This window comes from Serratia sp. 4542 (assembly GCF_016805595.1).
GTDB classification, from domain to species: domain Bacteria; phylum Pseudomonadota; class Gammaproteobacteria; order Enterobacterales; family Enterobacteriaceae; genus Serratia; species Serratia nevei.
This window is the reverse complement of the sequence record NZ_RXKV01000004.1, coordinates 218,781-245,508: the sequence shown is the minus strand read 5'-3', so window position 1 is coordinate 245,508 and position 26,728 is coordinate 218,781. Positions and strand designations below refer to the sequence as shown.

Annotated in this window: 26 protein-coding genes; 16 read left to right on the top strand and 10 right to left on the bottom strand. The window is 60.1% G+C overall.

Going from position 1 to position 26,728, the window contains the following annotated elements:
- Positions 1 to 196: 196 nt before the first annotated feature.
- Positions 197 to 1,246: a CAP-Gly protein gene (locus tag EKL15_RS05145; RefSeq protein ID WP_060419224.1), complete on the bottom strand. Its 1,050-nt coding sequence runs from the start codon at positions 1,244 to 1,246 to the stop codon at positions 197 to 199.
- 224 nt (positions 1,247 to 1,470) lie between these two features.
- Between EKL15_RS05145 and EKL15_RS05140 the strand changes: the two genes are divergently transcribed.
- Both EKL15_RS05140 and EKL15_RS05135 read left to right on the top strand, forming a co-directional pair.
- Complete coding sequence (locus EKL15_RS05140) at positions 1,471 to 1,659, top strand: hypothetical protein (protein WP_060440075.1); 189 nt, start codon at positions 1,471 to 1,473, stop codon at positions 1,657 to 1,659.
- A 105-nt stretch (positions 1,660 to 1,764) separates the two neighbouring features.
- On the top strand, positions 1,765 to 2,451 hold the full coding sequence (locus tag EKL15_RS05135) for a MarC family NAAT transporter (RefSeq protein ID WP_238423626.1): 687 nt from the start codon (positions 1,765 to 1,767) through the stop codon (positions 2,449 to 2,451).
- A gap of 40 nt (positions 2,452 to 2,491) precedes the next feature.
- Here the strand turns inward: EKL15_RS05135 and EKL15_RS05130 are convergent, their stop codons facing one another.
- The 6 genes from EKL15_RS05130 to EKL15_RS05105 all read right to left on the bottom strand — a co-directional run bounded on the left by EKL15_RS05130 (position 2,492) and on the right by EKL15_RS05105 (position 10,151).
- A complete protein-coding gene (locus EKL15_RS05130) occupies positions 2,492 to 3,625 on the bottom strand; it encodes an ABC transporter substrate-binding protein (protein ID WP_203089020.1) in 1,134 nt (377 codons plus the stop codon).
- A 150-nt stretch (positions 3,626 to 3,775) separates the two neighbouring features.
- On the bottom strand, positions 3,776 to 5,059 hold the full coding sequence (locus EKL15_RS05125) for a serine/threonine protein kinase (RefSeq protein WP_049274104.1): 1,284 nt from the start codon (positions 5,057 to 5,059) through the stop codon (positions 3,776 to 3,778).
- A 257-nt stretch (positions 5,060 to 5,316) separates the two neighbouring features.
- Positions 5,317 to 6,654 (bottom strand): cytochrome c, encoded by a 1,338-nt coding sequence (locus EKL15_RS05120; RefSeq protein WP_197794521.1) that lies wholly within the window; start codon positions 6,652 to 6,654, stop codon positions 5,317 to 5,319.
- A 12-nt stretch (positions 6,655 to 6,666) separates the two neighbouring features.
- Positions 6,667 to 8,448, bottom strand: coding sequence for a GMC family oxidoreductase (locus EKL15_RS05115; protein WP_025302609.1), 1,782 nt, complete (start codon positions 8,446 to 8,448; stop codon positions 6,667 to 6,669).
- 2 nt (positions 8,449 to 8,450) lie between these two features.
- Positions 8,451 to 9,176: a gluconate 2-dehydrogenase subunit 3 family protein gene (locus EKL15_RS05110; protein ID WP_038877597.1), complete on the bottom strand. Its 726-nt coding sequence runs from the start codon at positions 9,174 to 9,176 to the stop codon at positions 8,451 to 8,453.
- A gap of 309 nt (positions 9,177 to 9,485) precedes the next feature.
- Complete coding sequence (locus EKL15_RS05105; RefSeq protein WP_049295470.1) at positions 9,486 to 10,151, bottom strand: transglycosylase SLT domain-containing protein; 666 nt, start codon at positions 10,149 to 10,151, stop codon at positions 9,486 to 9,488.
- 109 nt (positions 10,152 to 10,260) lie between these two features.
- On the opposite strand from EKL15_RS05105, the gene ghoS reads away from it, so the two are divergent.
- From ghoS to EKL15_RS05075, 6 genes are all read left to right on the top strand, one after another.
- On the top strand, positions 10,261 to 10,560 hold the full coding sequence (gene ghoS, locus EKL15_RS05100; RefSeq protein ID WP_060419232.1) for a type V toxin-antitoxin system endoribonuclease antitoxin GhoS: 300 nt from the start codon (positions 10,261 to 10,263) through the stop codon (positions 10,558 to 10,560).
- A 131-nt stretch (positions 10,561 to 10,691) separates the two neighbouring features.
- Positions 10,692 to 11,636, top strand: coding sequence for a metal ABC transporter substrate-binding protein (locus EKL15_RS05095; RefSeq protein WP_060419234.1), 945 nt, complete (start codon positions 10,692 to 10,694; stop codon positions 11,634 to 11,636).
- A complete protein-coding gene (locus EKL15_RS05090) occupies positions 11,633 to 12,523 on the top strand; it encodes a manganese/iron ABC transporter ATP-binding protein (protein ID WP_047727680.1) in 891 nt (296 codons plus the stop codon). The genes EKL15_RS05095 and EKL15_RS05090 overlap by 4 nt, the downstream gene beginning before the upstream one ends.
- Positions 12,523 to 13,383, top strand: a complete 861-nt coding sequence (yfeC, locus tag EKL15_RS05085) for an iron/manganese ABC transporter permease subunit YfeC (RefSeq protein WP_203089018.1) — start codon at positions 12,523 to 12,525, stop codon at positions 13,381 to 13,383. The genes EKL15_RS05090 and yfeC overlap by 1 nt, the downstream gene beginning before the upstream one ends.
- On the top strand, positions 13,383 to 14,237 hold the full coding sequence (locus EKL15_RS05080) for a metal ABC transporter permease (RefSeq protein ID WP_038877608.1): 855 nt from the start codon (positions 13,383 to 13,385) through the stop codon (positions 14,235 to 14,237). The genes yfeC and EKL15_RS05080 overlap by 1 nt, the downstream gene beginning before the upstream one ends.
- 237 nt (positions 14,238 to 14,474) lie before the next feature.
- A complete protein-coding gene (locus EKL15_RS05075) occupies positions 14,475 to 15,344 on the top strand; it encodes a fructosamine kinase family protein (RefSeq protein WP_004931452.1) in 870 nt (289 codons plus the stop codon).
- 35 nt (positions 15,345 to 15,379) lie between these two features.
- Here EKL15_RS05075 and EKL15_RS05070 read toward each other — a convergent pair whose 3' ends face one another.
- Entirely contained in the window at positions 15,380 to 15,940 is a 561-nt protein-coding gene (locus EKL15_RS05070; protein ID WP_038877612.1) for a YniB family protein, read from the bottom strand.
- Positions 15,941 to 16,125: 185 nt separating this feature from the next.
- Here EKL15_RS05070 and EKL15_RS05065 point away from each other — a divergent pair, with 185 nt between their 5' ends.
- The 4 genes from EKL15_RS05065 (at position 16,126) to EKL15_RS05050 (ending at position 20,682) form a co-directional block, all read left to right on the top strand.
- Positions 16,126 to 17,406: an HdeD family acid-resistance protein gene (locus EKL15_RS05065; protein ID WP_060419239.1), complete on the top strand. Its 1,281-nt coding sequence runs from the start codon at positions 16,126 to 16,128 to the stop codon at positions 17,404 to 17,406.
- A 64-nt stretch (positions 17,407 to 17,470) separates the two neighbouring features.
- Positions 17,471 to 18,136 (top strand): hexitol phosphatase HxpB, encoded by a 666-nt coding sequence (hxpB, locus tag EKL15_RS05060; RefSeq protein ID WP_049198577.1) that lies wholly within the window; start codon positions 17,471 to 17,473, stop codon positions 18,134 to 18,136.
- A gap of 424 nt (positions 18,137 to 18,560) precedes the next feature.
- Entirely contained in the window at positions 18,561 to 19,109 is a 549-nt protein-coding gene (locus EKL15_RS05055) for a metal-dependent hydrolase (protein ID WP_004931456.1), read from the top strand.
- 181 nt (positions 19,110 to 19,290) lie between these two features.
- Positions 19,291 to 20,682 (top strand): L-cystine transporter, encoded by a 1,392-nt coding sequence (locus EKL15_RS05050; protein WP_038877619.1) that lies wholly within the window; start codon positions 19,291 to 19,293, stop codon positions 20,680 to 20,682.
- Between the two features lie 65 nt (positions 20,683 to 20,747).
- Here the strand turns inward: EKL15_RS05050 and phnX are convergent, their stop codons facing one another.
- Together phnX and phnW are read right to left on the bottom strand one after the other, a co-directional pair.
- Positions 20,748 to 21,557, bottom strand: coding sequence for a phosphonoacetaldehyde hydrolase (phnX, locus tag EKL15_RS05045; protein ID WP_203089016.1), 810 nt, complete (start codon positions 21,555 to 21,557; stop codon positions 20,748 to 20,750).
- A 9-nt stretch (positions 21,558 to 21,566) separates the two neighbouring features.
- The gene (gene phnW / locus EKL15_RS05040; RefSeq protein WP_060419242.1) at positions 21,567 to 22,670 is read right to left on the bottom strand and encodes a 2-aminoethylphosphonate--pyruvate transaminase; all 1,104 of its coding nucleotides are present in this window, start codon (positions 22,668 to 22,670) and stop codon (positions 21,567 to 21,569) included.
- Between the two features lie 155 nt (positions 22,671 to 22,825).
- Between phnW and phnR the strand changes: the two genes are divergently transcribed.
- The 4 genes from phnR (at position 22,826) to phnU (ending at position 26,728) form a co-directional block, all read left to right on the top strand.
- On the top strand, positions 22,826 to 23,545 hold the full coding sequence (phnR, locus tag EKL15_RS05035) for a phosphonate utilization transcriptional regulator PhnR (RefSeq protein ID WP_049198574.1): 720 nt from the start codon (positions 22,826 to 22,828) through the stop codon (positions 23,543 to 23,545).
- A 174-nt stretch (positions 23,546 to 23,719) separates the two neighbouring features.
- On the top strand, positions 23,720 to 24,730 hold the full coding sequence (locus EKL15_RS05030; protein WP_203089014.1) for a 2-aminoethylphosphonate ABC transporter substrate-binding protein: 1,011 nt from the start codon (positions 23,720 to 23,722) through the stop codon (positions 24,728 to 24,730).
- Positions 24,731 to 24,738: 8 nt separating this feature from the next.
- Positions 24,739 to 25,863 (top strand): 2-aminoethylphosphonate ABC transport system ATP-binding subunit PhnT, encoded by a 1,125-nt coding sequence (phnT, locus tag EKL15_RS05025; RefSeq protein WP_232094122.1) that lies wholly within the window; start codon positions 24,739 to 24,741, stop codon positions 25,861 to 25,863.
- Between the two features lies 1 nt (position 25,864).
- Positions 25,865 to 26,728 (top strand): 2-aminoethylphosphonate ABC transporter permease subunit, encoded by an 864-nt coding sequence (gene phnU / locus EKL15_RS05020; protein WP_060419249.1) that lies wholly within the window; start codon positions 25,865 to 25,867, stop codon positions 26,726 to 26,728.

The window sequence follows — 26,728 nt, the reverse complement described above, 5'->3', positions numbered from 1 at the left end:
TGTTCTCAGGGATCGTGGCAATTGATGCCTAATACCGTACACAGCGATAAAGGTGGTCATTAATCACGCCGCAAACAATAAAAACCCCGGCACATGGCCGGGGGAAACGCCAGTCTTTCCTGGCTGTCATTTCATCACCGTCAGTATTTCAGGCTCTCATCCCTCTATCATCGAGACGCGCAAACGAGCCTGGAAATTACGCCTGCGGAGATGATACGGTGACACGCCGGGCGTTGGTGTTAACGCCCCACAAGCCTGCCAATGCACTGACCACTGCGCCAATCAACAATGCAAAGAATGACCACAGGGCAGCCCGAGACAATTCGTCCGCAGCCGCGGCAGCCTGTTCGCGCGCTTTCTGTTTCAGCTCAGCATACTCCTGTTTTGCCTGATTGATTTTTGCTTCGGCTTCATCCAAACGCTGATTAACCAGCTGCGCAGTTTTATTTTTGGCGTCGACCAAATTCTTCACAGTCTGGTCTACTTCCTGCGGCGTCATATTGGTATTTTCAACCAGCGCTTTTTTCAGTGTGTCTTGATCCACATCTTGCGAGATGGCCTCACCATGTTTTTTAAGCTTGTCGACCAGTTGCTTAATAATCGCATCGCTATTGTCGGGCTGAAGTGCCAGGGCTTTTACTGCGTCTGCCAAATCAGTCTTGGCCGCATTCAACTGTTGCTGCATGAATTCAGGCTGCAATGACGGAATACCACTTTTTTTAAGCGCCGTAACCACATCACCATGCAGCTGTTCAGGTTCCAACGTGGTGTCTATACCCAACTTGTCAAACACCTTGCCACCCACGTCCGCTAACCCGGCTGCCCCTTTGCCAATCGCTGAACCGGCACCGGAGAGCAAGCTGCCAGAGGTCGAAGCGATAGCACCCAGCGCATTGCCGGTGGCCTTCACTGCAGACCCGACCAGCATCCCGCCCAGCACCGCCGCCACAATCAGTGACGTAGCCCATACCAGGAAGCCATGAATAAGGCCGTCATTAGCAGCCAAACGTCCGGCAATAAAAGCGCCGGCAGCCAAGCTAATAATGATTGAAACAGCGGACCAAATCACTACGGTGGTACCGGCTCCATTGATTGGATCGTCTGACGTCGGATCCACGATGGAAAATCCAAGGCTGGTACCCAACGTCGACAGCAACAGTGAAACAGCCAATACGGTGATAACACCACCAATGACGCTGCCCCAGGAGATTTTTTTCGCCGCTACCCATTCTTTTGCCACTTCCATAGTAAAACTCCTTTTAAGCTTTTCGATTATAAAGAAATGCCACAAAGCCTTACCAGTATAGAAGTGTTTAATCTCTTAAGCGCTTAAATGGTAAAAACAGTTAAAAATAATTAATAATAATTACAGCACGGACGTGCCTACTCTCGGCGACAACACGCTGACAGAGCGTCTTGGCATCACTATCCTTACGTTATTCACTGGTGAACAGGTCTTGAGCTCATAATATGAACCGGTTACTCGCAGTCCTCGTCGTGCTATGCGCGGTATTAGCGACGCTGTATGGGCTGGTGCATTTTGGCGCGCGTTCAGTGCCGCGAGCGATTGCGGTCAATGAAGCGCCGCTGGGGTGTGAGGATGAACCGGAGCTCGCCGCCGAGTGCAATGGTGAAGAGGAAACGCCGGCCGACGGTTAATTAACCTTCCGAGCTATCCCCATTGCCGCCAGAGACACGGCAGGCTAGGCTGTTCAGCTCATGGGCCGCCGCCTGGCGGCTTGAACGTTGCACAGGGAGTTTTTTATGACGGGTATTTTGCAGTTATTCCAGGCCATCGGACTGGGTTTGGTGCTGCTGTTGCCGCTGGCCAACCCGCTGACCACGGTGGCGTTGCTGCTCGGGTTGTCCGGCAATATGACGCGCGAAGAGCGTAACCAGCAGTCGCTGATGGCCTCGGTTTATGTGTTCTGCATCATGACGGTGGCGTTTTACGCCGGGCAGGTGGTGATGAACACCTTCGGCATTTCGATCCCCGGCCTGCGCATCGCCGGCGGGCTGATCGTCGCCTTCATCGGTTTTCGCATGTTGTTCCCCCAGCAGAGCCCTGAAGAGGCACCGGAGGTAGAAAGCAAGTCGCACGAGCTGCGCCATAAGACGTCGGCCAACATCGCCTTCGTGCCGTTGGCCATGCCGAGCACCGCCGGGCCGGGTACCATCGCGATGATCATCAGCTCGGCGTCGAGCGTCAAAGCGAACACGCTGGGTTTTGAACCCTGGGTACTGGCCGTGGCGCCGGTCGCCATCTTCCTGACGGTCGCGGTGATCCTGTGGGGCTGCCTGCTCAGTTCCGGCGCCATCATGCGCTTGGTGGGGAAAAGCGGCATCGAGGCGATCTCTCGCCTGATGGGCTTCCTGCTGGTGTGCATGGGCGTGCAGTTCATCATCAACGGCGTACTGGAGATTATCTCCACCTATACGCCGACCGCCTGACGATAAAAAACGGGCGCGATGATCGTCGCGCCCGTTGCCGTTATTTCCCCGCCGGCGCCTGCGCGCCCCAAATGCCCTTGCCTTCCGGCACTTCGGTAAAGCGGCTGAGGATCTCGCTGTAGGTCTTGGCCGGATCCAGATCCGGGAACTGCGCCGGATAGATAAACTTCGCCAGATACTCCAGCCCGACGATGTTGTACGGGTGGTTGTAGAAGTTATGGTAGATGCCGTAGAACCGCCCTTCCTTCACCGCCGACACCTGAGCGAACCCCGGGCGCTGCTTCATCCGGTTGAAAGCCTCATCCACCTGCTGCTGCGTCACGCCATAGCCAAACGGCACCGCGGCGTTGGTCTTGCTGGCCCACTGCGAACCGGAAACGATGTAGGCGTCCGGCTTCATGGCGATCACTTTTTCCAGCGCCACGTCGCCGGTGGCGCCCGGCAGCAGCGCAGAGCCGATATTGCGCGCGCCGACCGCTTCCACCAGCGCGCCCCAGCCGACGTGGGCGTGGGTATAGCAGCAGGACTCCAGCCCGTTCAGGCCGGCCTTGGCTTCAAAGAACACCAGCGGCTTGGGTTCCACCGCCTGCGTCTTGGCCAGAATGGCCTGATAGTGCTGCTGATAATAATCGGTATATTGCTTGGCTTCGCTTTCGCGGTTGAGGGTTTCCCCCAGCAGCGTCACGCTTTTCGGCGTGTTTTCCACCGGCTTGAGCATGGTGTCGATAAACAACACCGGCACGTTCAACGCCTTCAGCTTATCCAGCACGCCGGTTTGGCTCAGCGAAGGTTTGGAACGCAGCTGGGCGATCATCAGATCGGGGCGTTTGGCGATCACGCTTTCCAGATTGACTTCGCCCTTGTCGCTGAACCCCATATCGATGATGTTTTTCGCCGCCGGCCATTTGCTTTGCAAGATGTCCCAGGTCGCCGCATCGCTTTTCTTCAGCAGGTTGTTCCAGGCCACCAGCCGATCGAACGGGTTGGCGCGATCGAGCAGCGCCAGCGTGAGAATATCGCGCCCGTCCTGCACCACGATGCGTTTTGGCTCTTGCTGGAGGGTGAGCGTCTGGCCGGAAGTGTCGGTCAGGGTCAGCGGATAGGTAGTGGCCATCGCCGGGGCGGAAAGCACGGCGGCGCAAACCAGCGCCGACAGAGTAATTCGACGGTGCACGAAAAGCTCCTTGGTAAACAATTCAACCAGGGAATAGTAATGAGAATGGCTAGCATTATCAAAGGTCACGCCGCGTTGCCCGGCGATTAATTGCAAAGGGATGTGTAATGCGGGATGAAGAGGCGCGCCGGAAGCGGCGCGCCCTGAGGATCACACCAGGCCGTAGATCAGCGCCGACAGCGCAATCAGGCCCATCACCAGTACGAATACGTTGCTCGCCGCTCGGTATTTACGCATTGCCGGCACCGCGCGCACCGCGTACATCGGCAGAATGAACAGGATGGCGGCAATCAGCGGGCCGCTGATGGTTTCAATGATGTGCAGCGCGCTGGGGTTCCACACCGTCGCCGCCCAGGTGAGCAGGAACAGCGACACCGCCGAGATGCGGTGCGTCATACGCGAACTGAGCGGTTTGCCGACCGCGCGCGTGACGCCGTCGATCAGGCTGGTCGCCCCTTCCGTCACCCCCAGCGAGGTGCCGAGATAGGATTTGGCCATTGCCAACATCGCCATCACCGGGCCGAGATAGGCGATCAGCGGGTTGGAGAACTTGTTGGCCAGCGTGGTCAGCACCGTGATGTTCTGGTCTTTCGCCTGCTGCATGTCTTCATGGGACAGGCTCAGCACGCAGCTGAACACGAAAAACAGCACGGTGACGCAGATCAGCACATAGCTGTAGCGCATGATGCGCGCGCAGCGGCGTTCCGCCTTATCGCCATACAGGCTCTTCTGCGTCGAGGCGAAGGAAGAGATGATCGGCGCATGGCTGAAGGAGAACACCATCACCGGCACCGCCAGCCACAGCGAATGCCACAGCCCCGGCGTGTCGAAGCGGGTGGCGGCCAGGCCATTAACGAAGTTGGCGGTATTCCAGCTCGGCATCAGGTACAGCGAAATGCCCATCAGGAACACCAGCAGCGGGAACACCAGCATGCCCATCGCCGCCACGATGCTGTCTTTGCCGCGCAGCAGCACCAGATTGAGCACCACCACCACCGCCAGGCTCAGCCAGATGCGCGGCAGCGGCGCCACGTGGAACTGATGGATCAGGAAGCTGTCCAGCGCGTTGGTGATCGAAATGCTGTACACCAGCACGATCGGGAAGAACGCCATCAGATACAGCATCATGATGATTTTGCCGGCCAGCACGCCGAAGTGTTCCACCACCACATCGTGAATATTGCCGTCGCGGCTGGAGCCGGACAGCACGAAGCGGCTGAGCGCGCGGTGCGGCAAATAGGTCAGCGGGAAAGCGAACAGCGCCATCAACAGCAGCACCAGCGGGCCGTTCAAACCGGCGTTGATCGGCAAGAACAGCGTGCCGGCACCCACCGCGGTGGCATAAAGACCAAACATCCAGACGGTGTCGGTTTTGTTCCATTTGGCTGGCTGAGCGGCCGTCAGCGTGCCTGAATCGGGAGAAATCGTACTCATGAGACAGTCTACCTTAATCTGCGGCGCCAACGATTGCGCCTAACGGGATATCCTTCTCCGCGAACTTTTTAATAGTAATCAGTGAATTAAAGCGATATTTCATACTTACGCCTGATGAAAGGACGGCAAAGGATAATGAAAAATCCCCTGCGGGTCTATGTTTTATCGGCCGAGCGGGCAATTTGCGAACAGGAAATGCTGAAAAAACCGGCATGCACAGAAAAAACTAAGGGCCCCTTGCGGAGCCCTTAAGCGGTTTACTTCTTCGCGTCCGGATGGTCCGGCACCTCGGCGCTGCCCATCTCCTTCTCGTCGCGGATCATCGAGCGGTCTTTACGCACGTCGGCCACGTCGGAGGCGCTCACCGGTTTGGCGCTGTTGCCCCAGCTGGTACGGATGAAGTTCACCACGTCCGCCACCTGCTGATCGTTCAGACGCCAGCCGAACGGCGGCATGGTGATGTTGGACACTGCCCCCTGCACCGCCGGCGTAGTGTTGCCGGTCAGCACGATGTGGATCAGCGAGGTCGCGTCCTCGGTCTGCACCACCGGGTTGCCCTTCAGCGACGGGAAGGCGCGCTTGTAGCCCACGCCGTCGGTGCGGTGGCAGGCCGCGCAGTTATCGACATACAGCGCCGCGCCGGGCTTGCTGTCGTCGCCGCGCCACAGATCCTTGGCCACGCTGTCTTCGACCGGCGCCGCCTGCTGTTTGCCGTCTTTCGGCGGCAGCGATTTCAGGTAGCGTGCGATGGCGGTCAGATCGTCGTCGCTCAGGTATTGCAGGCTGTGCTCCACCACGTCGCTCATGCCGCCAAACACGATCGCCTTGTCGTTACGGCCGGTTTTCAGGAACTCGGTCAGCTCGGCTTCGCTCCAGCTGCCCAGGCCATCCTTACGGTCGCTGCGCAGGCTGGAAGCCACCCAGCCGTCGATCGGCGCGTTGCTGCCGGACAGATAGTCGTCGCTTTCGCTGTTGCTCAACGCTTTTTCCTGCATGGTGATGCTGCGCGGGGTATGGCAAGCGCCGCAGTGGCCCAGGCCTTCCACCAGATAACGACCGCGTTCAATCACCGGATCGGCTTTGGCGTCAGCCACGAAGTCCGCCGGCGACGGCGCAAACATGCCGCGCCAGATGCTCAGCGGCCAGCGCATCGACAGCGGCCACGGGATGTCGGAATCCTTGTTGGCCTGCTCCACCGGCTGCACGCCGTGCATGAAATAGGCATACATGGCGCGCATGTCTTCCTCTTTCACCAGCGCGAACGACGGGTACGGCATCGCTGGGTACAGGGTACTGCCGTTTTTGGCTACGCCCTTACGCACCGCGTTGTCGAAATCTTCGAAGCTGTAATCGCCGATGCCGGTTTTCTTGTCCGGCGTGATGTTGGTGGAGTAGATGGTGCCGATCGGCGTCTCCATAGCCAGACCGCCGGCGAAGGTTTTGCCGCTCTTGCCGTCGGTGTGGCAGGCCACGCAGTCGCCGGCGCGCGCCAGGTATTCACCGCGCTTGATAAGCTCGCCGCTGACGGTGGCGTCCTGCGCCCAAACGGAAAAACTCACTGCACTGAGAACCAGTGCCGGTACAAATGCTTTCATCGTTCGCCGTCCTTATGCCTGCACCAATGGGCCTGGGTTTTTCAGATACTGCTCGCGAATAGCGCGGGCAGACCAGTAAGCCAGCGCCGCCACGGTGCCGGTCGGGTTGTAGCCCAGCCCCTGCGGGAAGGCCGAGGCGCCGATCGAGAACACGTTGTGCACGTCCCAGCTCTGCAGATAGCGGTTGACCGCGCTGGTCTTCGGATCTTCCCCCATTACCGCGCCGCCGTTCATGTGGGTGGTCTGGTAGCTGGTGGTATCGAAGTGGCTGTTGGCGTTTTTCGGGCTGCCGGCGATCAGTTTCGGGTTCATCGCCTTGGCGATCGGCGCCATCTTGTCGTACATGAACTGCGCCATCTTGATATCGTTTTCCTGCCAGTCGAACGTCATGCGCAGCAGCGGCTGGCCAAAGACGTTCTTGTAGTTGGGATCGAGATCCAGATAGTTATTGCGGTACGACTGGTGCGCGCCGTGGGCGTCCATCGAAACGTGGTGGGTGTAGGCATCCGCCACCGCCGCTTTCCACTTGCTGCCCCAGGCCGGGGTGCCCGGAGGGGTCGGCAGGCCGGAGATCGGCTTGGTGCCCGCCTGGTTGACCCAGAACGGCGAACCGCCGACGAAGCCTTCTTTAGCGTGGTCGAAGTTATCGGCGTTAAAGTCGTCCACGCCCACGCCGTTGCCGCCGGCGCCGATGAACGGGTTGGTAAACACGTCTTTATCGAAGAACGCCTTGATGGTGGTCATGTTCTGGTAGGCGAAGTTGCGCCCGACCACGCCTTCGCCGGTCACCGGATCGTAAGGCTTGCCGATGCCGGACAGCAGCATCAGGTGCACGTTGTGGAACTGGAACGCGCCCAGGATCACCAGATCGGCTGGCTGTTCAATCTCGCGGCCCTGCGCATCGACGTAGTTCACGCCGGTAGCGCGGGACTTGTCGTCGGTCAGGTTGACCTTCAGCACGTTGGCGTTGGTGCGCAGCTCGAAGCGTTTTTCCATGCGCAGCGCCGGCAGAATGTTGACGTTCGGCGAAGCTTTGGAATACATGTAGCAGGCGTAGCCGCTGCAGAAACCACAGAAGTTGCACGGGCCCATCTGCGCGCCGTACGGGTTGGTGTAAGAGTCCGAGGTGTTGGCGGACGGCAGGTTGTAAGGGTGGTAACCCACCTCCAGCGCCGCTTTCTCGAACAGCTGGGCGGAGTAGGTATTTTTCTGCGCCGGCAGCGGGAAGTCGCTGGAGCGATCTGCCGCAAAGCGGTTGCCGCCCTTCTGCGCCACTTTCTGCCCTTTGATGGTCCAGGCGGTGCCGGAGGTGCCGAACACTTTCTCCGCTTTGTCGAAGAACGGTTCCAGCTCGTCGTAGGTCACGCCGAAGTCCTGGATGGTCATGTCCTTCGGAATGAAGTTTTTGCCGTAGCGCTCTTCATAGTGGCTGCGCATGCGCAGTTCGATCGGATCGACGCGGAAATGCACGCCCGACCAGTGCAGGCCGGCGCCGCCGACGCCAGTGCCCGGCAGGAACGCCGCCAACTGGCGGTAAGGCACCGCGGTCTGGCTGCTGTTGTGACGAATGGTGACGGTGCTTTTCGACAGATCCTGGAACAGCTTGCGGCGGATGTTATAGGTCAGCTCATCGATCACCTGCGGATAAGACCCGTCCGGATAGGTGTCGCGCATCGGGCCGCGCTCTAGCGCCACCACGTTGAGGCCGGCCTCGGTCAGCTCTTTGGCCATGATCGCGCCCACCCAGCCGAAGCCGACGATCACCGCATCTACTTTTTTCATTACCGTTGCCATGATTAGCCCCTCTCCCCACGAATCGAGACCGGCGGGAAGGGATAACGCTCCCCTCGCTCAACCCAGTCCATAAAATCGGCGCGCGCGCCCGGAAAATTAATCAGCTTCCAACCCACCATGTCTTTGTTGCCGCCATGGATAGGATCGCTGAAGAAACCTTCGCGGGTGTTTTGCAGCAAATAGGAGAAGAACAGTTTCGACGGCAGCTGCTGGAACTCCGCCTCGCCGGACTCGAACTTTTGCAGCATGGCGTCTTGCTGCGCGCCATCCAGTTCGGCGAAAGGCTTGCCGGCGGTTTTCTTGCTGTAGGCGTCGGCGTCACTGATGCCGAGGTTGTAGATTTGCTTGGGCACCAGCGGCAGCTGATAGCCCATCTCCTTCGGCACATCGGGGTTGAACGGCCCCTGCATGTACCAGATGGAGCCGGTGGCGTACGGGGTATTCATCTGGCGATCGATAAACTCCGGCACGCCGGCTTCCAGTGCGCCGGGGCCGCGTTCGTCGGCCGGGATCAGGCGCGCAACGGCGGCCTTGATGAAGGCCCACTCTTCCGGGGTGAAAAAGGTCGGTTGGTAATCGTTCTGCGTTGTGGTGTTCGAGGCCGCGACCGCCGGTGTCGGTGCCGTCAGCGCGCCAACGCCGCTGCCACCAATTACCGCCGCAGGAATTAAGGTCATCGATTTCAACAAGAAATCGCGCCGCGAATTGTTGGTTTTATGGTTCGACATGTCACATTCCATCCAAAGATAGTCACAACTATTTAACCGCAACCTTGCGATCGATACGGGTTTTTAAAATAATTTGTTACTTATTTGTATATTTATTGAAGGTCACAATGCGCGCAAAAGCAAAAATGTTACCGGTAACTTATTGAATGAACGTAAAGATTTATCTGCTAACGTAAATTTAACTTTTTGTGCGGTTTTTCCGATAAGCGGAGAGGAAATAACGAAAAATGAGAAGTAGGTCGCGCACTGGAACGGCGCCGGAAACAAAATCGGCCGCGTTCAGCGGCCGATTTGAAGAAGGATGGCAGGCTACGGCGACATCGCCTGGTAGGCGGTGGTCACCTTCCACAAATAGCGCGGCGCCTGCGGTGCCGGGTGCTTTTTCTGGATGTGCTGATAAAACTCATCCGGGCTCATCTGATTGATGCGATTGACCGCCACGCGCTTGTCCGAGGAGAAGGTGCGCAACATGGCGCCCGCCCCGTTCACGTACGAAACGATGGTGGCATAACGCAAAGTCTGTGGGTTGTTGATCCCGGCTAGCTGCTGGCTTTGAAGAATATTGATATAGGCCGTTCCCAGATCAATATTGACCGCCGGATCCTTCAGCTCTCGCGAGCTGGGTTGCCCGCTTCGTCCTTTCATGCGATAGGCGTCGCGGCCGGCGGTAGAAGCCTTAAGCTGCATCAATCCCACTGCGTTCGAGGTGCTGACCACGTTCGGGTTAAACCCGGACTCCACCTGAATAATCGCTTTAATCAGCGTTTCGTCGACGCCATAGTTGCTGGCGGCCTGACGAATGTAATCGTTATAAACAACCGGCGTGCCTGTGCGATTTACCGGTGCCTGCGGAGGGGGTTTTAACCAACCGCCGCGTGTTGTGCCACTGCCTGAAATATTGCTTGCCGTTTGCGGGTCTTTGGCGCACCCCGACAAAAGTAAAATTGCCGTAAGGCAACCTATTTTTGTTTTCACAGAATCCCTCACTCCTTTCAATGAGTTGCGTAGCATATACAACTTGTAAGGACACCTGCAGTAATTTTTTGGACTAATCTCAAGCTATCCATATACCAAGAGGTGATTTATGAGTCAATCTGCAACAAGCTGCTTTGTGGTGACTTTTCGCTATCAGGAAGAAGGATTGACCGACCTGGCGAAGCTGACCGGGCAATTGACGCGGGAGGGTTTTGTCACGTCGGTGACAGACGAGAATGGCGTTCACCACGAACTCGGCAGCAACAGTTTTGCGTTTATAACCGTGCTGGATCAAGAGGATGTACAGCGGCTGGCGCAGGGGTTCGGGCAGTTGGCCTTGGGAAAACAGCCTGAGGTGACTATATGCAGCTGTAAGGACTACCTTCAGCGGTTACATACTGATACATAAAATGCTATAACTCCCCGGACGGTATTATTTTTTCAGTTGGAGAAATACCCCGCCGGCGGTGGGCAAGTGACGCTTGACTTCGCTTCAATTGATATTGATAATCATTTTCATTTGAACCAGGAGACGTCATCATGCCATTGATAAGTTGCGCTTTTCGCCGTAGTCGCCTTCCCCGCGCTGCCGCACTGTTACGCCCTTTCACGCTCGCCTGCCTGCTGCTCGGCGCCGCTATGGCCAGCCCACACGCGCTGGCGGAAAAGAAGCTGCGCGTGGTGACCACCTTTACCATCATTCAGGACATCGCCCAGAACGTGGCGGGTGACGCCGCCGTGGTAGAATCCATCACCAAACCGGGTGCCGAGATCCACGACTATCAACCTACCCCGCGCGACATCGTCAAGGCGCAGCACGCCGATCTGATCCTGTGGAACGGCATGAACCTGGAACGCTGGTTCCAGCGCTTCTTCGAGAACATCAAGCAGGTGCCGGCGGCGGTCGTGACCGAAGGCATCACCCCACTGCCGATCCGCGAAGGGCCGTATAACGGCAACCCGAACCCGCATGCCTGGATGTCGCCGAGCAACGCGCTGGTGTACATCGAGAACATCCGTAAGGCGCTGGTAGAGCACGATCCGGCCCATGCAGAAACCTACAACCGCAACGCCAAGGCCTACGCAGAGAAGATCGGCGCGCTGGACGCCCCGCTGCGCGAACGCCTGGCGCGCATTCCTGCCGCACAGCGTTGGCTGGTGACCAGCGAAGGCGCCTTCAGCTATCTGGCGCAGGACTACCAGCTGAAAGAAGTTTATCTTTGGCCGATCAACGCCGATGAGCAAGGCTCGCCGCAGCAGGTGCGCCGGGTGATCGACGCGGTGCGCGCCCACCATATTCCTGTGGTGTTCAGCGAGAGCACCATTTCCGACAAGCCGGCCAAGCAGGTGGCGAAAGAGACCGGCGCCAAATACGGCGGCGTGCTGTATGTGGATTCGCTGTCCACCCGCGATGGCCCGGTGCCGACCTATATCGACCTGCTCAACACCACCGTGCAAACCATCGCCAAAGGATTCGATCAATGACCCATGAACCGTTTGTCCGCCCTGAATTGAACGTGGACGACGTCACCGTAACCTACAACAACGGGCACACCGCCATTCATAACGCCAGCTTTACCCTGAGCGGCGGTTCGATCTGTGCGCTGGTCGGCGTCAACGGCAGCGGCAAATCGACGCTGTTCAAAAGTATCATGGGCCTGGTCAGGCCCACTGCCGGCCAGGTGTCGCTGAGCGACAAACCGGTGGCGGACGCGCTGAAAAAGAACCTGATCGCCTACGTGCCGCAGACCGAAGACGTCGACTGGAACTTCCCGGTGCTGGTGGAAGACGTGGTGATGATGGGCCGTTACGGCAAGATGAACTTCCTGCGCATCCCGTCGCGCGAAGACCGGCTGCGGGTCGACAAGGCGCTGGAACGCGTCGGCCTGAGCGAGCTGCGCAGCCGGCAGATCGGCGAGCTGTCCGGCGGCCAGAAAAAACGCGTGTTTCTGGCGCGTGCGCTGGCGCAACAGGGCACGGTACTGCTGCTGGACGAGCCGTTCACCGGCGTGGATGTAAAAACCGAGAACGCCATTATCGAGCTGCTGCGCGCGCTGCGCGACGAGGGGCACCTGATCCTGGTCTCCACCCATAACCTCGGCAGCGTGCCGGAGTTTTGCGATCGGGTGATCCTCATCAACCGCACGGTGCTGGCCGCCGGCCCGACCGAGACCACCTTCACCCAGAGCAACCTGGAACAGGCGTTCGGCGGCGTGCTGCGCCATATCAACCTCTCCGGCCCGGATCTGCACGACGACAACGATCCGCGCACCGTTACGGTGTTGACCGACGATGAACGCCCCGCGGTGTTCTACGGCCACACCAAGAGCGATCCGCCGGCCAACAGCCAGGCCAGGGAGAAACAATCCTGATGCTGGACCTTCTGCTGCAACCTTTCAGTTATAACTACATGGTGAAAGCCATCTGGGTCAGCGCCATCGTCGGCGCCGCCTGCGCGTTCCTCTCCGCCTACCTGATGTTGAAAGGGTGGTCGCTGATGGGCGACGCGCTGTCGCACTCGGTGGTGCCCGGCGTAGCCGGCGCCTACGCCCTCGGCCTGCCCTACGCCGCCGGCGCCTTCTTCACCGGCATGCTGGCGGCGCTGGCGATGACGCTGGTGCGCCACATCACCCGGCTGCGCGAAGACGCCATCATCGGCTTTATCTTCTCCACCTTCTTCGCCGTCGGCCTGCTGATCGTGTCGCTCAACCCCACCTCGGTCAACGTACAGTCGATCATCTTCGGCAATATCCTCGGCATCGCCGACGAAGACGTGCTGCAGGTGGAAATCATCATCGGCGTTTCGCTGCTGATCCTGTGCCTGGTGTGGAAAGACCTGCTGGCGGTGTTCTTCGACGAAAGCCACGCGCTGTCGATCGGCCTGTCGCCGCTAAAGCTGAAGATCCTGTTCTTCACCCTGCTCAGCGCCTGCACCGTCGCCGCGCTGCAAACCGTCGGCGCCATTTTGGTGATCGCCATGGTGATCACGCCGGGCGCCACCGCCTACCTGCTGACCGATCGCTTCAGCCGGCTGGTGATCATCGCCATCATCATCGGTTCGCTGACCAGCGGCGTCGGCGCCTACCTGAGTTTCTTCCTCGACGGTGCCACCGGGGGCGTGATTGTCACCCTGCAAACGCTGGTGTTCCTGGCGGCGTTCTTCTTCGCGCCGAAACACGGCCTGCTGGCGTCCCGGCGCCGCGTGGCGCATTCGCAAACCGGAGGCCGCTGATGGACACCCTGTATCAACTGCTCAGCGAACCCTTCGCCTACCCGTTCATGCAGCGGGCGATCGTCGCCGCCATCGTCACCGGCGTAGTGTGCGCCGTGCTCTCCTGCTATCTGGTGCTCAAAGGCTGGTCGCTGATGGGCGACGCCATCTCGCACGCGGTGCTGCCCGGCATCGTGGTAGCGTTCGTGGTCGGCATCCCGCTGGCGATCGGCGCGTTCCTCTCCGGCATCTTTTGCGCGGTAGCCACCGGCTACCTGAAAGAGAACAGCCGGGTGAAAGAAGACACGGTGATGGGCATCGTCTTTTCCGGCATGTTCGCCTTCGGCCTGGTGCTGTTCTCGCGCATCGATACCGACCAGCACCTGAGCCACATTCTGTTCGGCAACATGCTGGGCATTACCGACGGCGAGCTGAAGCAAACCCTGCTGATCGCCGGCATCACCTTGGCGGTGGTGCTGCTCAAGCGTAAAGACTTCATGCTGTACTGCTTCGATCCGCATCATGCGCGGGTGATTGGCCTGCCGGTCAAGCTGCTGCACTACGGGCTGCTGTGCCTGCTGGCGATGACCATCGTCGCCTCGCTACAGGCCGTGGGGGTGATCCTGGTGATCGCCATGCTGATCGCCCCTGGCATCATCGCCTTTATGCTGTGCCGCCGCTTCGACCGCATGCTGATGGTGGCGACGATAGTATCGGTGTTCTCCTGCGTGCTCGGCACCCTGATCAGCTTCCACATCGACGGCGCCACCGGGCCCTGCATCGTCATCGTGCAGGCCGTGCTGTTCGTTATCGCCTTGTTGTACAGCAAGCTGCGTCCGTTACAGCGTAACCAAAGCGCCCTCACCGGCGGTTAACTTACCGATGCGGCGATGCCCTCTGCTCGCCGCATCACCTTCCCCCGCCCATCGCGTCGTTGTCATCAAGTTGCAATCGGTATTGCGCTTAAATTAATCAATAGGGTATATACTTTGAGCTGGCGAGGCGCTGAAAAAATCGCCGCCTTTGACGCCGGCTGTGCGCCGCGTCGTGTTTTCACCACGGGAAAGACGCTAACCTAATGAATTATCAGGCAGCACAGAGGGGGAAATACCATGTGGCAAGCCGTTAGCCGTCTGTTAAGTGAACATCTTGGCAGCGCAGAGATACGCGAAAGGATTGAACTGCCCGGGGGCGACATTCACCCGGCGTGGCGCGTGAGTTACGGTGACAACGAGGTGTTCGTGAAATGCGACGCCCGTGAACAACTGCCGATATTCACCGCCGAGGCCGATCAGCTGGCGTTGCTGGCGCGCAGCAAAAGCGTGCGGGTGCCGGAAGTGTACGGCGTCGGCAGCGATCGCGACTACAGCTTCCTGCTGCTGGAGTATCAGCAGCTGAAACCCCTCGACGCCCACGGCGCCTACTGTCTGGGCCAGCAGCTGGCGCACCTGCACCAGTGGAGCGAGCAACCGCAGTTCGGCCTCGACTTCGACAGCGATCTGACCACCACCCCGCAACCCAACGCCTGGCAGCGCCGCTGGTCGGAATTCTTCGCCGAACAGCGCATCGGCTGGCAGCTGCAGCTGGCGGCCGAGAAAGGCATGACCTTCGGTGACATCGACGACATCGTCGATCGGGTGTATCTGCGCTTGCAGCACCACCAGCCGCAGCCTTCGCTGCTGCACGGCAACCTGTGGCCGGGCAACTGCGCGATGACCGCCCACGGGCCGATTCTGTTCGATCCGGCCAGCTACTGGGGCGACCGGGAGTGCGATTTGGCGATGCTGCCGCTGTACCCCGAGCTGCCGCCGCAGATCTACGACGGTTATCAGAGCGTATGGCCGCTGGGGGCGGGATTTATCGAGCGCCAGCCGCTGTATCAGCTGTACTACCTGCTCAACCGCAGCAACCTGTTCGGCGGCCAGCATCTGGTGGCTGCGCAACGCGCGGTGGAGGCGCTGCTGCAGCCCGAGGCGTCATAACGTTCCGGGGCGCCACTCGGCGCCCCGTTCATGGTTCAGGCCGCGCCGGCCAGCTGCCCCAACAGGCGGATCACGAACCAGGCGATCACCGCAATCACGATCGGCAGGATATACAGCGGGAAGTACTGCAGAAAGATGGTGTGGTGCGGCAGCGTGATGCGCGCCTCCAGCTGCTGGCGCGTGTGCCCTTCGCTGCCCTTGGCCTGCTCCAGGATCATCTGGTCCTCCAACCCTTCGCGGATGAACTTGACCTGGCGCGACATGCGTGCGCCGGAAGCCTGCAGCGCCAGCCCGACGAAGATCAGTATGTAGATAATGATGAACATCAGATTGGCGCCGCTGAACAGGCTTTTATCCACGTCAGGCACCGGCGAGTTGTACCAGAAAAGGTTCAGGAACGGTGTATTGAAACGCACCATGTCCACCATCACGTGAACAAAATCCAGCATCACCGCGTTGATGCCCTTGGTTTTTTCACTGTGCTGATAGATGAAGCCCAGCACGGAAATCAGCGTCGACAGCAACGCCGGGATAAAAACCACCCATCCGAGAATGCGTTTCAAAATGGCGATACGCCCGGCCTGTTGATACGTCATGTGTTCCCCTTGTTAGCGACGTAACCGAATCGGCTAAGTCTACCTGCAGTTGGCGAAACTCGCCCACCGTTTTCTTCATTCCCGCTGTGCTACAAGCTTAGCCGAATTCGCCGAAATCAACTGCTTAACGACGTTCGCGCACTATCATTGAAGAGATAACGTTACCCGTTTAATCAGAGGCCGTCATGATTCGACTGATTATCTTATTGCTGGGCGCGCAGGCGCTGCACGGCCAGCGCCGCCTGCTGGTGCTGTTCGGTTGGCTGTGGATAGCCGCAGGGGCGCTGATGCTGTTCGACATCCTGCAGGATGGCCGGTCTGTGCTGGCGCTGGATGCGCTGGCGGTCATCCTGGCGCTGGAGGGGCTGGTGGCGATATCCGCCGCGCTGGTGATCGGCTCTTCGGCCAGCCGGCCGGTGCTGCTTAAGGGGCTGGGCTTCGTGTTTATGGCCTTTTTAATGTTGGACGTGCCCGCAGACGATAACATCGTCGCCACCGTGGTGTTTGGCAGCGCGCTGCTGCTTGACGGCGCCGTGCGCATCGCGTCCTCCACGGTGATTCAACACAGCCGATGGAAAGCCGTGGCGCTGGCGGGCGGCGGCGAAATCCTGCTTTCGTTGATGATTTTTGTCGGCTGGCCGGCGCCGCATCGCATGACGGTGCCCTTTTGCCTCGGCGTGATGATGGTGCTTTCCGGCTGGGCTTTATTGCGCATCGCCCGGAGACTGACAAGCTTTTCTCTGAATCAGCACCCAACCCGGCAGCCACCGCCCCCGGCGGATGAGACTGCGCCGCTCACGGTGTATGTCTGGACACCGATTGGTGCGGCTAAAGATCCGCGCCGGCGTTACATTGTCGACCGATACATCGCGGCGGTCGACAACGGCGGCAATATCTCCACCGGCCATGCCGCCCTGGCGCTCGCGCCGGATGTGTATATCAGTCACTACCCGCTCAACGACATCAGCCATTCCGTTCAGGATTTCCGCCAGTTGTTGCATGCCGGCGAACAGAACAACGTCGACGGACGTTTCCTGCCCGACCTGTCGGGCGAGATCGCCGCCTGGTGCCCCCCGGACAAAAAAATTCAGTTCTATCGCTATAACCCGGCGGCGCTGCGCGCATTCTGGTTACGCTACCGACAGGATGCGACTTACAACCTGACCCGGCGTAACTGCTCCACCACGGTCATCGGCGCGCTCGACAGTGCGCTGGAGGGCGTGCTGGGCGATAAACATCTGTGGCGCCGTTTTCTGTTATTGGTGCTGGATCCCAATCTGTGGATGCTGGCGGTACTGCGCAGCCGTGGCGAAAGCATGACCTGGACGCCGGGGTTGGTGCTGGACTATGCGCGCATGTTGCAACAGGTTACCGAGCGCCAACACCAACGCTGGTGGCTAAAGTTGCGCGAGATGTGGAATATCCTTCGCTTTGGCAAAAGCCAAACGCGCAGGCAAAGATTTTAGTCTCGCCGTCGGCGATGATAGAGTGTCGGGCACATTCACCCGCGCTGGCAGGAGTTAACCGTTAATGGCTTATTCGCAACGCATTGAAACCGCAATTTTTGATATGGACGGCTTGTTGATCGATTCGGAACCGCTGTGGCTGCAGGCCGAGCTGGATATCTTCGGCGCGCTGGGTCTGGATCTGTCCGATCGCCACAAACTGCCGGACACCCTGGGGCTGCGCATCGATCTGGTGGTGAAAATGTGGTACCAGGCGATGCCGTGGCAAGGGGTTTCGCTCGATGAGGTGTCGGCACGGATTATCGAACGCGCCATCGAGCTGGTGCACGAGACCCGCCCGCTGCTGCCGGGCGTCCGGCAGGCGCTGGAACTGTGCCGCGAGCAGGGGCTGAACATCGGTCTCGCCTCCGCCTCGCCGCTGCACATGCAACAGCAGGTGCTGAAGATGTTCGATCTTGAGGGCTACTTCGATCAGCTGGTTTCCGCCGAATACCTGCCGTACAGCAAACCGCACCCGGAGGTCTACCTGATCGCCGCCGAACGGCTGGGCAGCGATCCGCTGCGCTGCATCACGCTGGAAGACTCCTTTAACGGCATGATCGCCACCAAGGCCGCGCGCATGCGCTCCATCGTGATCCCGGCCGCCGAATACCGCCACGATCCGCGCTGGGCGCTGGCAGACCACCAGCTGGAGACCCTGGAACAGCTCACCCCCGCCCACTTTGCCTGACCTGCGGCGCCGGCCACCGGCGCCCTGGCTTTCCGCTCAGCGCCATAAAAGGGATCCGTGCCGCAAAACAAACGAAACAGCGTTTCATTATTATTGAATCGGCATGCTGTTGTTATTATGCTGGGCGGCAGGGAAAGCGACGGTCCGCGAAACGTTGTCACTGCCACGCAGCGCTCTTCGCGGCCGCCGCTTCCTCCCGCCGCTGCGTGCTGAAAACCGCCCTTATTTCTCTCCGTTCCGCACCGCCCATTGCCCGCTTTTTGTTCACGTCCGTCAAAAGCGATGATTTGTTACGCATTGCCGTAACAAGCCGTTGTAAAACCGGGAAAAATAAACAATTGGTTACAGGGTAACTGCTTCCACTACTGGGAATTTTCCCATATACTGGATAAATTAACAGTTTACCAGCCGGAATCGCAACAGCATGACCGCGGAAGGACACCTTATATTCTCTGTCGCTTGCGCGATCTTCGCCAAGAAGGCGGAAGTGACGCCAGAGCTGGCTACCGGCGACTGGTGGCACATCATACCCGCCGCGCTGCTGACCTCGCTGCTGCCGGACATCGATCACCCCAAGTCAGTACTGGGCCAGCGTCTGCGCTGGATTGCCCTGCCCATCGCCCGCGCCTTCGGCCACCGCGGCTTCACCCACAGCCTGCTGGCGATCGCCGGCGGCATGGCGCTGTTCCAGCTGGACGTGCCGCGCAGCTGGCCGATCCCGGCCGACGCGCTGCACGCCATGATCATCGGTTACTTCAGCCATCTGCTGGCCGATATGCTCACTCCCGCCGGCGTTCCGCTGCTGTGGCCATGCCGCTGGCGTTTTCGCCTGCCGCTGCTCAACTCGCAAAAAGGCAATCAGCTCGAGCGCGTGCTGTGTCTGTGCCTGGTGGCGTTTGCCATCTGTTGGCAAGGTGATTTCACCCTGCCGGTGCAATCCTATGTCGAGCAAATCAGAAATATCAGACTCTGATCACAAAAATCCGCTCAACCCATCACCTTCATGTATATAAAACGAACAAAAACACACAAAAAGCTATATCAAATTCCATTTGGATATAAGTAGGCCACTCGGCAAACTGTTACGATATTTACATCGCGACATACGTGATGCGTAGTCGTTTTTATAAGAAAGATTATTGGAGACATTGGGGATGAATCTTCCGCTCGTGATTAACGTGCTGGTGTTTGTCGCGCTCCTGTTGCTGTTGGCGCAAACCCGCCACAAGCAATGGAGCCTGGCGAAAAAAGTGCTGGTCGGCCTGGTGGTCGGCGTGGTGTTCGGCCTGGGCCTGCAGCTGGTGTACGGCTCCGACAACCCGGTGCTGAAAGAATCCATCAGCTGGTTCAACATCGTCGGCAACGGCTATGTGCAGCTGCTGCAAATGATCGTCATGCCGCTGGTGTTCGCCTCGATCCTGAGCGCGGTGGCCAAGCTGCACAACGCCTCTTCTCTGGGCAAAATCAGCGTCCTGACTATCGGCACGCTGCTGTTCACCACGCTGATCTCGGCGCTGGTGGGCGTGCTGGTCACCAACCTGTTCGGCCTGACCGCCGAAGGCCTGGTGCAGGGCGCGCAGGAAAGCGCGCGCCTGACGGCGATCCAGACCAACTACGTGGGTAAACTGGCCGACCTGACCGTGCCGCAGATGGTGCTGTCGTTCATCCCGAAAAACCCGTTCGCCGATCTGACCGGGGCCAGCCCGACGTCGATCATTAGCGTGGTGATTTTCGCCACCTTCCTCGGCGTGGCATCGCTGCAGCTGCTGAAAGACGACAAGCCGAAAGGCGAGCGCGTACTGGTGGCTATCGACACCCTGCAGGCCTGGGTGATGAAGCTGGTGCGTCTGGTCATGAAGCTGACGCCGTACGGCGTGCTGGCGCTGATGACCAAAGTGGTCGCCGGTTCCAACATTCACGACATCGTCAAGCTCGGCAGCTTTGTGGTGGCCTCGTATATCGGCTTGGCCATCATGTTCGTGGTGCACGCTGTGCTGCTGGCCTTCACCGGCGTTAACCCGATGAAGTTCTTCCGCAAGGTGTGGCCGGTGATCACTTTCGCCTTCACCAGCCGCTCGAGCGCCGCCAGCATTCCATTGAACGTGGAAGCGCAGACCCGCCGCCTGGGCGTGCCGGAATCCATCGCCAGCTTCTCGGCGTCTTTCGGTGCCACCATCGGCCAGAACGGCTGTGCGGGCCTCTACCCGGCGATGCTGGCGGTAATGGTTGCGCCGACCGTCGGCATCAACCCGCTGGATCCGGTGTGGATCGCCACCCTGGTCGGCATCGTCACCATCAGCTCCGCCGGCGTAGCGGGCGTGGGCGGCGGTGCTACCTTCGCCGCGCTGATCGTGCTACCGGCGATGGGCCTGCCGGTGACGCTGGTCGCGCTGCTGATCTCGGTCGAACCGCTGATCGACATGGGCCGTACCGCGCTGAACGTCAACGGCTCCATGGCGGCAGGCACCATCACCAGCCAGCTGATGAAGCAAACCGACAAAGCCGTGATGGACAGCGAAGACGAAGTCGAATTGGCTCACCGTTAACGCCGTCTCAAAACGAAAAAAACCGGGGATAATCCCCGGTTTTTTTTATGCCCCGCGCTCGGTCGTTACGGCCGCTCGCCGTTCGTCAGCCGCCGGTTGATGTCGGCGATCACGCCCGGCAAGTGCGCCAGCGTGTCTATCACATAGTGCGCGCCCGCCGCGTACAGCTTATCGGCGGCGGCCGTACGGCGCAGCTCTATCTCACCTTCCGCCATTTGGCGGTACTCCTGCCAGGTCGCGCCAAACTCATTGCCGGACAGCGCCAATCCGACGCTCCACATCCCGGCGTTCAGCCCTTCAGCAATGCCCGGCACCGCGTCGTCCACCTTCACGCAGTGCGCCACCGCATCGATGCCCAGCGCGATAACGTTCTGCAACGCCATCCACGGCCCCGGCCGGCCACCGGCGGCGAGATCGTCAGTGGCGACCCAGTAATCTGGCGCATAGCCGCGCTGCGCGGCGGCAGGCACCAGCACCTCCATCACCGCACGCGGATAACCGGAGCAGGAGCCGATTTTAATGCCCTGTTCGCGCAGCCCGGCAATCACCTGCGGCACACCTTCGATGGGATCGGCGAAGTCGATCACTTTGGCGATTTGCAGCGGCATAAACGCCTGATACAGCGCGTCGATGTCCTGATGGGTCATCGAACGGCCCAGCTTCTGCCGCCAGCGCGCGTCGACCGCCGGCAGCTTGCCTAGCGCCTCGATGTGCTGCCATTTACCCAGCCCCATCGGAATGCGCGCCTCCGCCAGGCTGATGTCGATATCGAAGGTTTGTTTGAATGCCTCGACAAAAATCTGCGTTGGCGCAAAGGAGCCGAAGTCCACCGTGGTGCCGGCCCAGTCGAGGATCACTGCGTTGATCTGTTTCATGGTCAATCCTTATTGATTCCAGTACATCGCCTGCCCGACGGCCGCCAGCAAACGTTCGATATCCTGCGGATAAATTTCCCCGATGTTGCCGATGCGGAAGCAGTCGCTCTGCGACACTTTGCCGGGATAGATCACAAACCCTTGCTGCTTCAGGCGCTGATAAAATTCGGCAAAGCGGTAAGTGTCGGCCTTTGGCGAATAGAACGCGGTGATGATCGGCGAATGCAACGCATCGTCCAGCAGAGTCTCAAAGCCCAGCTCGCGCATACCCGCCACCAGCCGCCGCTGATTGGTCTGATAGCGGCGGTGGCGCGCGGCAATGCCGCCCTCTTGTTCCAGTTCTTTCAGCGCCTGTGCAAAGGCCAACACGGTGTGGGTCGGCGACGTAAAGCGCCATTTGCCGGCCTGGTCTTCCATACAGCGCCACTGGGCATACAGATCCAGCGACAGCGAGCGTGAACGGCCGGCACATTTCTCCAGCTCGCTGCGGCGGGCGATGACGAAAGCGAAGCCCGGCACGCCCTGAATGCATTTGTTGGCGGAGCTGATCAGAAAATCGATGCCCAGCGCGTCCACATCCAGCGGGATGCCGCCGAAGCTGCTCATGGCATCGACGATAAAGGTCTTTCCGTTGCGCGCCGCCAGGCCGGCGACCTTCTGCAGCGGGTTGAGCATGCCGGTGGTGGTTTCGCAGTGCACCATGGCGATATGGCTGATGCGCGCATCGCTTTTCAGCACCGCCTCCATCGCCGCCACGTCCGGCTCATTGACCTCGCCGCAGTCGAAAGCGTGGTGGTCGATGTCCATCAGCCGCGCCATTTCGATCATTCGCGCCCCGTAGGCGCCGTTGTTGACGATCAGCAGCTTGTCCTGCGGGCCGATGACCGTCCCCAGCACGCCTTCCACCGCAAAACTGCCGCTGCCCTGCAGCAACACCGAGGTGTAACCGGCGGACGGCGTCGCCAGCGCCACCAACTGCTGGCGGATGCTTTGCACCACGCCCAGGTTGTAATCTTCATCCCAGGTGCAGCTGTCGAACAGCATCGCCTCTTTTACCGTTTTCGACGTGGTCAACGGGCCGGGGGTCAACAGCAGGTAGTTACGATCGGACATGTTATTCACCTATTTGGTCTATACCAGATTACAGGCATTGTGGCGGCAAATTCCTTCCCCGGTCAAACGACAAAGCGCGGTGAAACAAAAAATTCATCTGGCTATGTATAATAAGCGCGTGCCGGAATGTCGGGCCGATGCCATAGCGAGATGAAATGAAAGAACATCAGGGCGATATGCCCCACTACCTGCAGATCAAGGATCAGCTTCAGGCGCGTATCACCCGCGGCGCGCTGCAGGCGGGCGACAAGCTGCCTTCGGAGCGCGAGCTGTGCGCCATCTTCTCCACCACCCGCGTTACCATTCGCGAGAGCCTGGCGCAGCTGGAGGCCACCGGCGCCATCTACCGCGCCGATCGCCGCGGCTGGTTCGTCACGCCGGAGCGGCTGTGGCTGGATCCGACGCAGAACACCAACTTCCACCGCCTCTGCCAGGAGCAGGGGCGCACGCCGCGCACCGCGCTGTTGTCCGGCGAAAAAACCACGGTGCCGCTCGACGTGATGCAGCCGCTGGCGCTCGAACCGTTCGATCAGGTGTATCTGCTGCGCCGCGTGCGCTACGCCGACGGCCGCGCCATCTGCTATTGCGAAAACCACTGCCTGCCGCAGCGGGTGCCGGAACTGCTCAGCCACGATCTCAACGGCAGCCTGACCGAGGTCTATCAACAGCATTACGCGTTGATTTACAGCAACATGCATCTGTCGTTCTATCCGACGGCCCTGCCTTACCGCGCCGCCAACGCGCTCGGCGCCATGGTTGGCCTGCCTGCCTTGTTGCTGCGCCGGTTGAATTACGATCAGCACGGCCGCATTCTCGATTTCGATATCGAATACTGGCGCCACGACAGCCTGCGCATCGAAGTCGATACGCTTTAACCCTCTGCATGACGGGGCTGCGCCTGCCGCCCCCTTTTCTCTCCCACGCCCAATCCCCGTTGCCGGTAAATATATTTTGCCGCTTTCATTTGTTTGTCATATTCGCCGATTAGCTTGGCCGCATATCTGGTGTATACCAGTTTCGCATTAACCCGCAACAGTGAGGCTGAAGCTATGAAACTTTCTCGTCTGGTCGTGATGACCGCCATCGCACTCGGCGCCGCGCCGGCCTGGGCCGCCGACGCGGTGGTGACCGTCTACTCTGCCGATGGGCTGCACGACGGCGATCACAGCTGGTATCAAACCCAGTTCGACGCCTTCACTCAGGCAACCGGCATCAAGGTGCAGTACGTCGAAGGCGGTTCCGGCGCCATCGTCGAGCGGCTGTCGAAAGAGCGCAGCAACCCGCAGGCCGACGTGCTGGTGACGCTGCCGCCGTTCATCCAGCGCGCCGCCGCGGAAAAACTGCTGCAGGATTTCACCCCGCAGGATGCGGCGCAGATCGCCGACGCCCAGCCACAGTTCGTGCCGCTGGTGAACAACTACCTGAGCTTCATCTATAACGCCAAGCTGTTGCCGCAGGCGCCCGCCAGCTATCAACAGCTGCTGGACGCGCAGTTCCGCAACAAGCTGCAGTACTCCACGCCGGGCCAGGCGGGTGACGGCACCGCGGTGATGCTGCAGGCGTTTCACAGCTTCGGCAGCAAAGACGCCGGTTTCGACTACCTCGGCAAACTGCAAAGCAACAACGTCGGCCCTTCCGCTTCCACCGGCAAGCTGACCGCGCTGGTCAATAAAGGCGAGCTGCTGGTGGCCAACGGCGATCTGCAGATGAACCTGGCGCAGATGCGCAGCAACCCGAACGTGAAGGTGTTCTGGCCGGCCGGGCCGGACGGCAAGCGCAGCACGCTGGTGCTGCCTTACTATGTCGGCCTGGTGCAAGGCGCGCCGCAAAGCGCCAACGGCAAAAAGCTGATCGACTTCCTGCTGAGCAAAGAAGCCCAGAGCAGCGTCAGCGCCATTTCCTACGGCATGCCGGTGCGTAAGGACGTCACCCCGACCGACGATAACTTCAGGCAGTCGCAGGCGGCGCTGAAAGGCGTTGAGATCTGGGCGCCGGACTGGAATCAGGTGGTGAGCAGCCTGTCCGCCGATATCTCCCGCTGGCACCAGGTGACCGAATGACGCTGACGATGCCTTCTACCCTCTCTTCCCGCGCCGAGGCGCGGGATAGCAGTCAGGACATCGCCGGGCCGTCGGGCATTCAGCTCGACCGCGTCAGCGTGTCGTATCGCGGCACCGAGGTGCTGAAACCCCTGACGCTCACCATCGCCCCCGGCGAAGTGCTGGCGCTGATCGGCCCCTCCGGTTCGGGTAAAACCACCGTGCTGCGGGCGATCGCCGGCTTCGTGCAGCCCTCCGCCGGGCGTATTGCCATCGGTGACGTCGATGTCACCGACGTGCCGCCCTATGAGCGTGGTCTGGGCATGGTGGTACAGAACTACGCGCTGTTTCCGCATATGCGCGTCGAAGACAATGTGGCGTTCGGCCTGCGCGCCCAAGGCAAGCCACGCGGCCTCACCGCCGAGCGCGTCGAAGAGGCGTTGGCCATCGTCGGCATGTCCGCCTACGCCAAGCGCTATCCCAGCCAGCTCTCCGGTGGCCAACAGCAGCGGGTGGCGATCGCCCGCGCCATCGCGGTGCGCCCCAAAGTACTGCTGTTGGATGAGCCGCTGTCGGCGCTGGACGCGCAAATTCGCCACAGCATGGTGGAGGAGATCGCCCGCCTGCACCGCGAACTGCCTGACCTGACCATCCTGTACGTCACCCACGATCAGGGCGAAGCGCTGACGCTGGCGGACAAGATTGGCATCATGCGCGACGGCCACCTGATCGCCCACGGCGAGACCCGCGCGCTGTACCATCATCCGACGAACCGCTTCGCCGCCGAGTTCCTCGGCCGCGCCAACCTGCTGCCGGCCACCGCGCTGGAGACGACCACCGGGCAAGGCATGACCACCGTCAGCTGCGCCGGCAAAGTGATCGGCTGCTTCACCTACGGCGCACAACGCGGCTTCGATAAATTGCTGTGCATTCGGCCGCAGCATATTGCGCTCGATGCCGATGCTCAACGCAGCAACTGCATCATCGGTACGCTGCGCGACATTCACTGGCAGGGGGAGTTGACGCACCTGCAGTTCGACGCGGAAGGCCATCCGCTGCGCGTGGTCACCACCCATCGCAGCCAGATGCCGCAGCTCGGCGAGCGCGTGCCGCTCTATTTCGCCCCCGACGACGCGGTACTGATCGAGGACTGACATGACCGACTCTACGCTTATTCGCCCGGCTCTGCGGCTGCGCTTGCCGCGCCGTCTGTGGATCTTGCTGCCGCTGCTGGTGCTGGCGACGCTGTTTTTCTATCCGCTGGCGCTGATCGTCAAACAGGCGTTTACCGACGATCAGGGGCTGTTCAGCGCCGCCGCGCTGCAACAGGTGTTCGAATCCCGACGCTTTGTCGGCGCCCTGCTCAACACGCTGCAGATTGCGCTGCTGGCGACGCTGGGCTGCCTGGTGCTCGGCACCCTGCTGTCGCTGCTGCTGGTGTTTACGCCGTTCCCCGGCAGCCGGCTGATCGCCAGGGTGATCGATACCTTTATCGCCATGCCGACCTTCCTGATCACGCTGGCCTTCACCTTTATCTACGGATCCGCCGGCCTGCTGAACGGCACGCTGATGGCGGCCTTCGGTTTTACCCTGCCGCCGGTGGACTTTCTTTACTCCATTTGGGGCGTGATCCTGGCGGAAATCACCGTGTTTACGCCGCTGGTGATGCGCCCGCTGATGGCGGCGCTGTCGCAGATCGATCGCAGCCAGCTCGAGGCCGCCAGCATTCTCGGCGCCCGGCCGGGGCGCGTGGTGCGCCAGGTGATTTTGCCCGCCGCGCTGCCGGCCTTGCTGGCCGGCGGCAGCCTGTGTTTGCTGTTGACCACCAATGAATTCGGCATCGTGCTGTTTATCGGTGCCAAGGGCGTCACCACGCTGCCCATGATGGTCTACTCCAAAGCGATTCTGGAGTCGGATTACGCCGTCGCCTGCACGATCGCCGTCGTGAATATCGCGCTGTCGCTCGGGCTGTTCTCCCTTTACCGCTACGCCGCGGCGCGCGCCGGGCTGAGGAACTGA